At 68.5% G+C, this 10,863-nt stretch carries 17 protein-coding genes; 7 read left to right on the top strand and 10 right to left on the bottom strand.

Going from position 1 to position 10,863, the window contains the following annotated elements; genetic code table 11:
- Nucleotides 1-12: 12 nt before the first annotated feature.
- Nucleotides 13-714: a metallophosphoesterase gene (locus tag KBY96_RS00575; protein WP_254977265.1), complete on the bottom strand. Its 702-nt coding sequence runs from the start codon at nucleotides 712-714 to the stop codon at nucleotides 13-15.
- Between the two features lie 136 nt (nucleotides 715-850).
- On the opposite strand from KBY96_RS00575, the gene KBY96_RS00570 reads away from it, so the two are divergent.
- A complete protein-coding gene (locus KBY96_RS00570) occupies nucleotides 851-1,171 on the top strand; it encodes a hypothetical protein (RefSeq protein ID WP_254977264.1) in 321 nt (106 codons plus the stop codon).
- A 5-nt stretch (nucleotides 1,172-1,176) separates the two neighbouring features.
- Here the strand turns inward: KBY96_RS00570 and KBY96_RS00565 are convergent, their stop codons facing one another.
- Together KBY96_RS00565 and KBY96_RS00560 are read right to left on the bottom strand one after the other, a co-directional pair.
- Complete coding sequence (locus KBY96_RS00565; RefSeq protein ID WP_254977263.1) at nucleotides 1,177-1,497, bottom strand: MgPME-cyclase complex family protein; 321 nt, start codon at nucleotides 1,495-1,497, stop codon at nucleotides 1,177-1,179.
- A complete protein-coding gene (locus tag KBY96_RS00560; protein ID WP_254977262.1) occupies nucleotides 1,494-2,243 on the bottom strand; it encodes a pyridoxine 5'-phosphate synthase in 750 nt (249 codons plus the stop codon). Before KBY96_RS00560 ends, KBY96_RS00565 begins: the two co-directional genes overlap by 4 nt.
- A gap of 162 nt (nucleotides 2,244-2,405) precedes the next feature.
- Here KBY96_RS00560 and KBY96_RS00555 point away from each other — a divergent pair, with 162 nt between their 5' ends.
- The 4 genes from KBY96_RS00555 (at nucleotide 2,406) to grxD (ending at nucleotide 4,347) form a co-directional block, all read left to right on the top strand.
- A complete protein-coding gene (locus KBY96_RS00555) occupies nucleotides 2,406-3,128 on the top strand; it encodes a 1-acyl-sn-glycerol-3-phosphate acyltransferase (protein ID WP_254977261.1) in 723 nt (240 codons plus the stop codon).
- An 88-nt stretch (nucleotides 3,129-3,216) separates the two neighbouring features.
- A complete protein-coding gene (locus KBY96_RS00550) occupies nucleotides 3,217-3,735 on the top strand; it encodes a hypothetical protein (protein WP_396122225.1) in 519 nt (172 codons plus the stop codon).
- A 51-nt stretch (nucleotides 3,736-3,786) separates the two neighbouring features.
- Complete coding sequence (locus tag KBY96_RS00545; RefSeq protein ID WP_254977260.1) at nucleotides 3,787-4,020, top strand: BolA family protein; 234 nt, start codon at nucleotides 3,787-3,789, stop codon at nucleotides 4,018-4,020.
- A gap of 3 nt (nucleotides 4,021-4,023) precedes the next feature.
- Nucleotides 4,024-4,347 (top strand): Grx4 family monothiol glutaredoxin, encoded by a 324-nt coding sequence (gene grxD / locus KBY96_RS00540; protein WP_254977259.1) that lies wholly within the window; start codon nucleotides 4,024-4,026, stop codon nucleotides 4,345-4,347.
- Nucleotides 4,348-4,351: 4 nt separating this feature from the next.
- Here grxD and KBY96_RS00535 read toward each other — a convergent pair whose 3' ends face one another.
- Nucleotides 4,352-4,621: a DUF6761 family protein gene (locus KBY96_RS00535; protein ID WP_254977258.1), complete on the bottom strand. Its 270-nt coding sequence runs from the start codon at nucleotides 4,619-4,621 to the stop codon at nucleotides 4,352-4,354.
- A gap of 171 nt (nucleotides 4,622-4,792) precedes the next feature.
- On the opposite strand from KBY96_RS00535, the gene KBY96_RS00530 reads away from it, so the two are divergent.
- Entirely contained in the window at nucleotides 4,793-5,608 is an 816-nt protein-coding gene (locus KBY96_RS00530) for a response regulator transcription factor (RefSeq protein WP_254977257.1), read from the top strand.
- Here KBY96_RS00530 and KBY96_RS00525 read toward each other — a convergent pair.
- From KBY96_RS00525 to crtH, 3 genes are read right to left on the bottom strand one after another with little or no spacing between them, the layout of a single operon-like run.
- Nucleotides 5,598-6,146: a hypothetical protein gene (locus KBY96_RS00525; RefSeq protein WP_254977256.1), complete on the bottom strand. Its 549-nt coding sequence runs from the start codon at nucleotides 6,144-6,146 to the stop codon at nucleotides 5,598-5,600. The genes KBY96_RS00530 and KBY96_RS00525 overlap by 11 nt on opposite strands.
- An 8-nt stretch (nucleotides 6,147-6,154) precedes the next feature.
- The gene (locus KBY96_RS00520; protein WP_254977255.1) at nucleotides 6,155-6,463 is read right to left on the bottom strand and encodes a hypothetical protein; all 309 of its coding nucleotides are present in this window, start codon (nucleotides 6,461-6,463) and stop codon (nucleotides 6,155-6,157) included.
- 21 nt (nucleotides 6,464-6,484) lie between these two features.
- Nucleotides 6,485-8,077 carry a carotenoid isomerase gene (gene crtH / locus KBY96_RS00515; RefSeq protein WP_396122224.1) on the bottom strand — a complete coding sequence of 531 codons (1,593 nt, stop codon included), beginning with the start codon at nucleotides 8,075-8,077 and terminating at the stop codon, nucleotides 6,485-6,487.
- Nucleotides 8,078-8,249: 172 nt separating this feature from the next.
- Between crtH and KBY96_RS00510 the strand changes: the two genes are divergently transcribed.
- Nucleotides 8,250-8,819 carry a hypothetical protein gene (locus tag KBY96_RS00510; protein ID WP_254977253.1) on the top strand — a complete coding sequence of 190 codons (570 nt, stop codon included), beginning with the start codon at nucleotides 8,250-8,252 and terminating at the stop codon, nucleotides 8,817-8,819.
- 159 nt (nucleotides 8,820-8,978) lie between these two features.
- On the opposite strand, the gene KBY96_RS00505 is transcribed toward KBY96_RS00510, so the two are convergent.
- The 3 genes from KBY96_RS00505 to KBY96_RS00495 are packed head-to-tail and all read right to left on the bottom strand — an operon-like array spanning nucleotide 8,979 to nucleotide 10,855.
- Nucleotides 8,979-9,443 carry an alpha-glucosidase C-terminal domain-containing protein gene (locus KBY96_RS00505; RefSeq protein WP_254977252.1) on the bottom strand — a complete coding sequence of 155 codons (465 nt, stop codon included), beginning with the start codon at nucleotides 9,441-9,443 and terminating at the stop codon, nucleotides 8,979-8,981.
- 5 nt (nucleotides 9,444-9,448) lie between these two features.
- Nucleotides 9,449-9,931 (bottom strand): hypothetical protein, encoded by a 483-nt coding sequence (locus tag KBY96_RS00500; RefSeq protein ID WP_254977251.1) that lies wholly within the window; start codon nucleotides 9,929-9,931, stop codon nucleotides 9,449-9,451.
- A gap of 12 nt (nucleotides 9,932-9,943) precedes the next feature.
- Entirely contained in the window at nucleotides 9,944-10,855 is a 912-nt protein-coding gene (locus tag KBY96_RS00495) for an alpha-amylase family glycosyl hydrolase (RefSeq protein ID WP_254977250.1), read from the bottom strand.
- Between the last annotated feature and the right edge of the window lie 8 nt (nucleotides 10,856-10,863).

Below are 10,863 nucleotides of genomic sequence, written 5' to 3'. Positions count from 1 at the left end.
GACCGGCGGCGTTCAGCCCAGACAGCGCTGCAACCGCTGCCGGTTCTGCAGTGCGGCCAGCTGGTCACGCATGCCGGGGGGAAGGGCCGGCGGCAGCGGGCGCTGGCCGCTCACCTGCACCACCTGGCCGGTTTCGGGGCAGTAGGCGCTGAGCTCGCCGCCGTAGCAGGCTCCCGTGTCCACGAGCACGATCGATCCCTGCCCGTGGTGGCGGATTCCCTTGCCGGGCGTGTGACCCACCACCACCTGGCCGTAGCGGCCGTCGTAGGCGTGCCAGAACGGATGACGCACGTGCAGGTCGGGCTGCCAGCCGTGGGGATCGAAGCCGGCATGGGTGGCCACCCAGCCGCGACCCGGCAACACCAGGGGCAGTGTGGCGAGCCGCCGGCGCCAGAGGCGGCAGAGAGATCCCCCCAGCTGGCGATAGGTGTCACAGCCGTCCAGTTGAGCGCTGCCGGAGCCATCCTCCCGCTCCAGCTCCGCCACCAGCTCGGCCTCGTGGTTGCCCTGCAGCCACACGGCCCGGCCGCTGCGCACCAGGCTCCAGGCCAGCTCCATGGCCCGCTGAATCTGGGGGCCGCGGTTGATCACATCGCCGCAGAGCACCAGCCTGTCGTCGGCGGGCAGCAGCCGCAGCAGCTGCAACAGGGAGTCGGCGCAGCCATGGACGTCTCCGACGATCCAGTGACGGGCTGGCCGGGAGCGGGGCAGCATCAGATGGTGGCGTTGGACACAGTCTGCGCCTCGATGGCGTCCTTGTCACCCGCTCTGCCCAGCCCTGCCACCCGGCACCTCGCCGCCATTGGGTCCTGCCATTGGTACGGTCAGCCCTGCGCCTGCGGAGCTGGGGATGGATCTGCGCTCGATGTCGGTGAGCCAGCGGGTGAAGGCCCTGGTGCAGGCCCTCAACGGTGCCCAACGCACCAATGAAGCGCTGGCCCGCTGCAGCGATGGCGAGCAGATGCTCGATGTGCTGCTGGGTGCCTCCGCCAAGCTCGGCCTTGGCCTCACCCGCGAGCAGCTCGCCAACACCCCGCCGATCCGCGACTGGGTGTGGTGGAAGAACAAGGAGGCGCTGCTCACCATCGGCGACAACAAACCCCGGTATCAGCAGGACAACATCCAGGCGGACACCGACCAGCCCCGGCGGCGCTTTCTGGGGCTGTTCTGATTGGATCAGGCGGCGCTGGCCAGGGCGTCGGGAATAGCGGCGCTGGGGGCCTCAAAGCGGCCCTTGAGCACGAACTCCAGCCGCAGCTTCAGAAAGGTGATGAACATCTCGTCGGTGGACACCACCGCCGCCGCCGGCCGGGGCACGGCCCGGCTGCTGGCGGCAAGGTCGCTGCTGTCCAGGAACGCCGGACGGCGCACCAGCCAGAAGTCGATCTCCTTGCCCTGCTCGCCGTAGTTGCGCACCCGTTCGCGCAGCACCTCCTCGAGGGGCTCCTCGTCGGTGAGGAAGCGCTCGCTGGCGGCGACGTAGTGGTAGGTGCTCATGGCTGGCGGTTGCCGAACAGGGGGTCGCGGCGTGGATTCTGGACCAGCGCCTTCATCTCCCGCACGGCCTGCTCCAGCCCCACGGCCAGGGCCCGGGCCACGATTGTGTGGCCGATGTTGAGCTCCTCCATGCCCTCGATCGCCGCCACCGGCTCCACGTTCTGATAGGTGAGGCCGTGGCCGGCATTCACCCGCAGACCGAGGCTGCGGGCGATGAAGCTGCCCTCCTCCAGCCGGGCCAGGGCGGCGGGTTGCTCCTTCCAGCCGGCCTCGGCGTAGCCGCCGGTGTGCAGTTCCACCCAGCGGGCGCCGGTGGTGGCACAGGCCTCCAGTTGGGGCGCGTCGGCATCCACAAACAGGCTCACGGCCACACCGGCGGCCTGCAGCCGGCCCACAAGGGCCTGCAGGGGCCCGAGCTGGCCGGCCACATCCAGGCCGCCCTCGGTGGTCACCTCCTGGCGCTTCTCCGGCACCAGGGTCACCATCTCCGGCTGGATGCGCAGGGCGATCGCCTCCATCTCCGCGGTGGCCGCCATCTCCAGGTTCAGACGGCTGCGCAGCGTCTGGCGCAGCAGCTCCACGTCGCGGTCCTGAATGTGGCGTCGGTCTTCGCGCAGATGCACGGTGATGCCGTCGGCACCGCCCAGTTCCGCCAGCAGGGCATAGGTGACCGGATCGGGCTCCACCGTGCGCCGCGCCTGGCGCACGGCGGCGATGTGGTCGATGTTGACGCCGAGGCTGGCCATCACACCCGCAGCCAAAGCCGGATCCTATGGACTGCTGGCCCTGCGCCGGAACGGCAACTGCACTCCGCGGGCCGACAACAGCGCTGGCGCTCCCTAGCTTGCCGTCTCCGTGCTTCACGGGATGTGCAGGCCCCTTCGCTCACCATGCCCCGCAGCGCAGTGATGGCATCCGCTGGGGACCAGCCGGAGACCAGCCGCATCAGCCCATGGCTGGCCCCTGTGGCCATGGCGCTCACCCAGGACATCACCCTGCCGCTGTGGTTCCGTGGCATCCGCGTCGAAGGCTTCGAGCGGCTGCCGCGCCAGGGTCCGCTGCTGCTGGCGCCCACCCACAAGTCCCGCTGGGACGCCCTGCTGCTCCCCCATGCCGCCGGGCGCCGCACCACCGGCCGCGACTGCCGTTTCATGGTCACCATCGATGAGATGGAGGGGTTGCAGGGCTGGTTTCTGCAGCGCCTGGGCTGCTTTGCCGTGAACCAGCTGCGCCCGTCGCTCTCCAGCCTGCGCCATGCCTTCGAGCTGCTCGAGGCGGGCGAGCAGCTGGTGGTGTTCCCCGAGGGGCGCATCCGTCGCCACTGCGATGAGCCGATGCGCCTGCAACAGGGATTGGCCCGTCTGGCGGCCCTGGCCCTCAGCCGTGGCGTGTCCGTGCCGGTGGTGCCGGTGGGCCTCGCCTACGGCCACCCCTGGCCCCGGCCCTGCGACCGGGCGGCGGTGTGCTTCGGGGAGCCGATGCAGATCGAGGCCGAGGGCCGTGATGCCGCCCGCACCCTCACCCGCCAACTGGCTGCGGCGCTGCACCAGCAGGAGCAGCGGGCCACGCAGTTGAGTGCCCCCGGCGCCCTGTTGCTTCAGTCCAGGGAAGCTGGAGAACAGTCCCCTTAGAGTTCGCCCGCTCTCCAGATTTCCCCGCGCCGTGCGCCGCTCTCCCCACAGCCCGCTCCCGGCTCGGCTTCTGCGCCGCAGCTGGTCGCTGCCCCTGATCGCCCTGGCCACCGTGGCCCTGGCCGGACCCCTGGCCGCGCCGCCCCTGCGGGCCCAGGAGGCGGGGCGCGCTGAGGGCACCGTCACCAATCCCATCAGCCTCGAGACGGTGCGGGGCCTGCTGGCGCGCGGCGATGCCGCCGCCGCCCGCGGAGATCTCACCGAAGCGCGACGTCTCTACGACCAGGCCCGCGATCTGTCGCGACGGCTGCTCGGCTTCTACCGCGACATCAGCGGTGCCTTCCGTGGCCTCGATGCCCGCATTCCCAGGGAAATGGATCAGAAGGGCCGCGAAACCCTGCAGGTGCTGGCCCAAACCAATCTGCGCCTGGCCGCCCTGTTCCGCCGTCAGAATCAACCCGAGGTGGCCGTGCCGCTGCTGGTGGAGGTGCTGAAGGTGATGACGCCGGTGAGCGAGGAGGGCCGCCAGGCCTATCAGAGCCTGGTGGAGATCGGCTTCGCCAGTACCCCCTACACCGCCGGCCAGGCAGCCTCTGGCGGGAACTAGCCAGTGTGGGGGGACCGGTGCCTAGATTCCGCCCGTCCCCCCCATTGTCCGATGGTCCAACCCGACCAGGTCAAGGCGGCCATCCATCACGCCATGCCCGATGCCGACGTGGAGGTGGAAGACCTCACCGGCGGGGGTGATCACCTGCAGGTGAAGGTCGTGTCCAGCGCCTTCGCCGGCCTCACCCGCATCAAACAGCACCAACTGGTGTATGGCGCCCTGCGCCAGGAACTGGCCAGTGAGGCGATCCATGCCCTGGCCCTGCAAACCTCAACCCCCAGCTGATTCATGGATGCCAGCGTCAAGCAACGGATCGAGGCCCTGATCGCCACCAGCCCGGTGTTCGTGTTCATGAAGGGCACCAAGCTGATGCCCCAGTGCGGCTTCTCCAACAACGTGGTGCAGATCCTGCACGCGATGGGTGTGTCCTTCGAAACCTTCGATGTGCTCTCCGACATGGAGATCCGTCAGGGCATCAAGGAGTACTCCGACTGGCCCACCGTCCCGCAGGTGTACCTGAACGGCGAATTCATGGGCGGATCGGACATCCTCATCGAGATGTACAACTCCGGTGAACTGCGGGAGCAGCTCGCTGTGGCCCTGGCCAGCTGACCGCTCAGAGGTTGCGGCCGGATTCGTAGAGGCTGCGGGGGTCGCCATCGGCACCGATGAAGCTGGATGGGTCGAGGATCCAGCGATCCACCAGCTCCTCCAGCCGGCGCTGGGCGATCGGGTCGAGGATGGCGGTGCGCCTCAGGGCGTGCAGGTAGCCATCGGCGTAGAGCCTCAGCTCCGCCGGCCCGTGGTGGCGGTGGGCCAGTTCCTGACAGGCGTCACACAGCGACTGGAAGTGGCGGATGGCGTCGGGGTGCTGCAGCGCAGTCATCGTGGACGGTGAACCTGGCCACATTCTGGCAACGCAGCCAGGGTGGTCAGTTGCCAAGCCAGCGGCTGATACCCGTACCCCTCGGCTAACTCCGATAGGCTGAATTGCCTGGGGATACCAAACTCGTGGCACTCAGCGACTGGCCAACCAGCGACTGGCCACCCAGCAACCATGACAGCCAGCGACTCCACGCCACCACGCCCGTCCTCCACACCGCCGCAGACGTCGTCCGCTCCTGAGCAGGGCCTGTCCGCCGGTGGCGCCAAGCGGGTGTTGGTGGTCGACCCCCACGCCACCCTGCGCACGGTTCTGGCCCAACGGCTGCGCCAGGATGGCCATCTCGCGGCGGCGGTGTCCTCGGCCCGGGAGGCCCTGCAGCTCTGCCGCGACCATGCCCCCGATCTGCTGGTGAGCGCTGAGCTGCTGGATGAGAGCAGTGCCCTGCGCCTGGCCAATCAACTGCACTGTCCGGTGATGGTGCTCACGGCCCGCACCGGTTCCGAGCCCATGGTGACCCTGCTCGATGCCGGTGCCGACGACGTGCTGCGCAAACCCTTCGGCCTCGAGGAACTGGCTGCCCGCTGCCGCACCCTGCTGCGCCGCAGCGGCACCGGCCTGCAGGAGCGCGTCTGCGTCGGTCCCCTGGAGGTGCACCTGTTGCTGCGCCAGGTGACCTTGCGCGATCAGCCTGTGGAACTGAGCCCGCGGGAATTCGCCCTGCTCTGCGCCCTGCTGATGCCCCCTGGGGTGGTGCGTACCCGTCAGGAGCTGCTGCGCATGGCCTGGCCCCCCTTCAGCGGGGGGCCCCGCTCGGTGGACACCCAGGTGCTCACTCTGCGGCGCAAGCTCGAGCAGGCGGGTCTGGGGGAGGGTGGCGGTATCGAGACCATGCGCCAGCAGGGCTACCGCTTCAGCCTGGAAACCCTCTCCGAGGGCGAGATCGGGGTGTCTGATCGCACCCCGTCGCTGGGCAGCCTCAGGGCCTGAGCAGCAGAGCGGCTGCCCAGCCCAGTTCAGCCACCAGCATCAGGCCGCTGAGCAGAGCCAGCAGCTGGTAGGTCCAGGGCGGGCTGATCCTGCCGATCGATCCGGTGTCCACACCGGTGCGCTCGCTGAACTGCTTCAGGAACGCCTCGAACCGCGCCACGCGCTGGGGCAGGAGGAAGCTGCCATCGCCGCTGCGTAAGTAGTACACACGGCCGCCCTGGCTCGTGGTGACGGGGGTGATGGCGGTGATCGACGACCAGGAGAGCTGCCAGCCGCGCCGCAGCCACCAGCCGCACCAGGCCGGATGGCCGACGCGGATGCCCTCGGCGTCGATCTCCACCCGCTCACTGGTGATGGCCAGCACCAGCACCAGGCCCAGGGCCACGGCAAGCCACAGGGGACCCCGCAGTCCGCCGGGGGCCTGCCAGGGCAGGGGAAGCACCAGGGCCAGGTAGAGGCTGATCAGGGTGAAGCGGATCAGCGGCGCCATCGGATGGTGGCTGCTGGACGGCTCGGCGCTGGGGCTCGCGTGGTGCATCGTGCCGCTCAGCGATCCTCAGGGGATCCCGGCAGCGGTTCGATCAGCTCGGAGGGGCGATAGCGGCCGTTGAACACCTTCTGCTCACGGCCTTTCCAGAACTCCCCAAGACGCATCAGGTCGGCCTGGGCCTCCTGCAGCCGCTTGATGTAGTCGTGCGGATCCATCGAGGCCTTGGCCTCCTTGAGCTTGGTGAGGCGCAGCAGCTGCAACATCCAGGGCTTGCTGAGCTCGCCCCGCTGCTCGAGGTAGCGGGCCAGTTGCTCGGCGCTGGGCTGGGGGGAGTCCCCGGTTGCAGAATCGGGACGGGTGGTCATGGGGTCAGCCTATCGATGGCTTCAGTCGGGCAGCGACCAGGGGTTGAGGCCCAGGTCGGCGCCGATGCGGTGGGCGCAGGCGAAACCGCTGAAAGCAACGGCATTGAGTCCCTGGCCGGGGAAGCAGGAATCACCCACGCAGTAGAGGCCGTTCACCCCGGTGCGGTTGAAGGGCATGGGCAGCAGGCCGGGCAGGCGCAGCGCCGGGATCGGCCCGTAGCTGCCGCCCGCGCGGCCGAGAAAGCGGCGGTGACTGCGTGGCGTGCCCACCTCCCGGTGGCGGATGGCGCCCTTCAGCCCCGGCAGGATCGCCTCCAGCCGCGCCACCAGGCGCTCGGCATCGGCGTCCTTCTTGGCGGCGTAGGCGCTGGGGCTGAGCCCTTGCCAGTGCTCCATCGCGCTGGGCGTGAAGGTGTGCAGGATGTGCTGGCCGGCTGGCGCCAGGGAGGGATCCAGCAGGGTGGGCATCGACACGAACACCACCCCCTGCTCAGCCTCCATCTCATGCCAGTGCTCCAGCAGCAGGTGGTGGCAGTGGAAGCCCTCCGGCACCACGGCGGCGTCGATGCCCAGGTGCAGGGAGAGGAACGAGGGCGAGGGCCGGTAGCGGCGCCGCCAGGTGGTTTCGGCCTTGGGGGTGTGGCTGGCGTCCACGAGCGGCCGGGTCACGGCATCGGCACTGCCGGAAGAGCCGGCGAAGGTGTCCCAGCGGGTGGCGTTGCTCACCACCCGGCGGGCATGGATCGTCTCGCCACCGGCCAGCTTCACTCCCACCGCCCGGGCGTCGCCCCCTTCGCCCTCGAACAGCACCTCCACCACCCGGGCTCCGTAGCGGATGGCGCCGCTGTGGGCCTCCAGGCCGGCCACCAGCTTCTCGGCGATCACCCCCACACCGCCTTTGGGGTAGTTGATGCCGCCGGCGTGGCGGTCGGAGAACACCATGCCGGCGTTGATCATCGGGGTGAGATCGGCCGGCATCACCGACCAGCAGAAGCACTCCATGTCGATGAACTTCAGCAGCTGTTCATCGCGGATGTGCCGGCGTGCCACGTCGCCCACGTTCACCGGCAGCCAGCGCGCCAGGCCCAGGCAGGCCAGGGGCGCTCTGAAAAACACCTTGGCCAGGTAAGCCGGATCTTCGAGCGACAGCAGCGGCATCGCATCGAGGCAGCGGAACACCTGCCAGCAGGTGTCGTAGAAGGCGCGGATCCCTCTGGCCTCGTGGGGGAACAGGGCGGTGAGATCGGCGATGAAGCGCTCGTAATCCCGATCCACGGCCACGCTCAGCCCTCCGGGCAGGTGGTAGGCGAGCTGGGCCGGATCGGGCACCGTGTCGCAGTGCTGGCCCACGTCGGCCAGGGCGCGGGTGAGCAGGTTGGTGTGGCCCGTCTCTCCGAAGCCGAAGATCATCGAGGCGCCCACATCAAAGGTGTAGCCCTCGCGCCGGAAGCTGCCGCCGCTGCCACCCGGGATCAGGTAGCGCTCCAGCACCAGCACCGTGGCGCCCTTGGCGGCCAGCTGGCTGGCGGTCACCAGTCCGCCGATGCCGCTGCCGATCACCACCACATCCCAGCTCTGTCCAGTCCCGGGTTCCCCGGCGGAGCTCGGGCTCACGCTGACGCTGGTGGCCGTTGGGACTGGGGGCACCGGTGTGGAGGACATGCTGTGGAGCGACCCTAGGGATCGGAGCCTCTCAGCAGCCAGCGAGCGCTGCAGGTTGAATGAGTGCCCCCAACCGGAGGCCATGAAGGGCCTCACCCGGGGGTTCTCGTAACCCGCTGATCCCATGTCTGCTGCCATCGAAGACGCCACCTGGTTCAAGGTTCTCCTGGCCGTGCGCTGGCCCACTGCCGTGGTGGCGTCGACGGCCATACTCGGCGGCGTCCTCCTCCAGGTGGTCAGCCGTCCGATCCCGATCCGGCTTGCCATGCCCCTGGATCAGCCCCTGGCCGTGAAGGCCCAGGTGGAGGAACTGGCCAAGCCGATCAAGGTGGATCAGCTCGACTCGAAGATCGGAATTGATCTCGATGAGATGGTCACCGTGCGCGGCACCGTGGCGATTGAGACCCCGAATCCAGTCCCGATCAGCGGTGAGCCGCGGGTGGTGGTGTCCAGCCCCGTGGAGGTGAAGGCCACCGCGCCCCTGCCGGTACGGGGCGCGGTGGATGTGATGGCGGCCGCGCCCCTGCCGGTGCAGGGGAGGGTGGATGTACGCGCCGACCAGCCCCTGCCGGTGCTGGGCTCAGTGGAGGTGGCCACGCCCAAACCGATCGATGTGGACTCGCACGTGAGAATCGACAGCGATGACAGCCCGGTGCAGATTCGTCTCAAGGGAGGCCTGTTCGGCCTGTTCTGACGCCGTTCAAGGAAGGCGGGGATCCCTGGCCCCAGGGTGAAACAGGGCCTTGAGCTCGGCGATGCAGCACTCGTTGTGGCCTGCTGTTGTGGCCTGCCGCCGCCACCCCCCAGATGGCGGAGCCGGAGGCCCAGGCAACGGTGCAGGCTGGCGCGACATTCAGGGTTCGGAGCTGCCTACCAGCCAACGACAGCTGAGGGGCTCGAGCTGCAGGCGACCGTCCCTCACCGGCGGCGGGGCTCCTCCGGCCAGCAGATCGTGGGTCTCCCCCGGCAGGCCGGCGTGGCGGGTCATGGCCGCCTCGATCGACTGGGCGGACTCCTCGAAGTTGGCCAGCACCAGAACCGTGCCCTCCGGTCGCTTGCGCGCGTATCCGAGCACGTGCTCGTTGTGGCTCCAGAGGGGTTGAAACAGGCCGAAGCCGTGAAAGAGGGAGGTGCCGCGGCGTGCCTCGATCAGCCGCTGCAGACCAAGGAAGATCCGACCGGCTACGGAGCGTTCGTCGTGGCGTTCGCGCGCCAGCTCCCAGTCCATCCGGGGTCGGTTCAGCCAGCGGTTGTCTCCGGCCCGCAGGGGGTCGCGCCGGTAGGAGTCGTCATTGGTAAGACCCAATTCGTCACCCATGTGAATCATGGGAATGCCGCCACAGGGGAGGCGGTGGCGCCGGTGACGCGCGCATCCCCTGTGGCGGGATTCACCTGAAAGAGGGCGCCGCGAGCGAAGGATCCGGGAAACCGGCCGGTGTAGAAGTTGTTGAGAAAACTCCGGTGCAGAACAGGGGTCTCGCCCACCGCGGCAAGATCCTCGTCGGCCATCGCCCAGCCGATGTCATCGTGGTTGCGCAGATAGTTCACCGGCGCGCAGCCAACCAGGAGCTGGGGTGCCTGGTGGAGCACATGGGTGATGAGCGTCGCCTTGCGGGTGGCCAGGGAGCTCCAGAGCAGCGCCATCCGCTGGTTGTCGTAGGCCAGCTCGCAATGTTTCTCGACAGTGCTCTTCACCCCCAGGTAGCGGATCAGGGCATTGGGAGGAACGATGGCCTCGGCCTTGAGGATCACCCCGGGAGCCACCACACGCAGGATTGCTCGGAATGCCTGGATCAGCAGGAACACCTCCGGCTGGTTCTAGCAGTTCGTGCCCATCCGTTTCCACAGGAACGGTGCGGCATCCAGTCGCAGCACACCGGCGCCGAGGTTGGCGAGGAAGAACATCAGCTCCACGATCTCGTGCACCACCTCGGGATTGCTGTAGTTGAGATCCCACTGGTAGTCATGAAAGGTGGTCCATACCCATCTCCCCGCTCCGGCCATCTGCGGGACCCAGGTGAAATTGCCCGGAGCCTCATCCGGGAAGACCTCCGGCAGGGTGCGCTCGTGGGCGTCCAGCAGGGTGCGATCCGCAAAGGTGTGGAAATAGGCGAGGTAGCGCTCCTCCCCCGCCAGCGCCCGCTGGGCCCATTCGTGCTCGCGGGCCACATGGTTCAGAACAAGGTCGAGGCAGAGACTGATACCCCGTTCGCGCAGATCCACGGCCAGCTTCCTCAAGTCCTCGATCGTGCCCAGATCGCTCCGCACCGCGCGGCAATCGGCCATGGCGTAGCCGCCGTCGTCGGGCCCTGGCCGCGGCTGCATGAGCGGCATCAGGTGGAGATAGGTGATGCCGAGCTCCTGCAGGTAGGCGATGCGGCCGCGTACACCGCTGAGATCGCCGGCGAAGTGATCGGTGTAACAGGTGTAGCCCACCATGTTGGTGCGCTGGAACCAGCGCGCCGTGAGCTGACGTTCCAGGTCGAGCACCTTCAGGGGATCAGGTCGCTCGGCATAGGCCGCCACCATCCGGCCGAACAGCCGGCCGAACTGCTCCAGGGCATCGGCCCGATCGCCGTAGAGCGTGTGCAGGGCGTAGTGGAGGTCATCGAAATAGCGCTCGAAGCGCAGCCAGAACACATCCACATCCCGTGGATTCATCCATCCTTCGAGCCTGTAGCTCTCAACCTTGCGCACGTTTTCAAAGGCGGCCCGCACCTCTGGAGCCATCACGAACA

The organism is Cyanobium sp. ATX 6A2, assembly GCF_024346355.1.
In the GTDB taxonomy this organism is placed as follows: Bacteria; Cyanobacteriota; Cyanobacteriia; order PCC-6307; family Cyanobiaceae; genus NIES-981.
The sequence above is the reverse complement of the archived record's forward strand: the minus strand, read 5'-3'. Positions and strand labels throughout refer to the sequence as shown.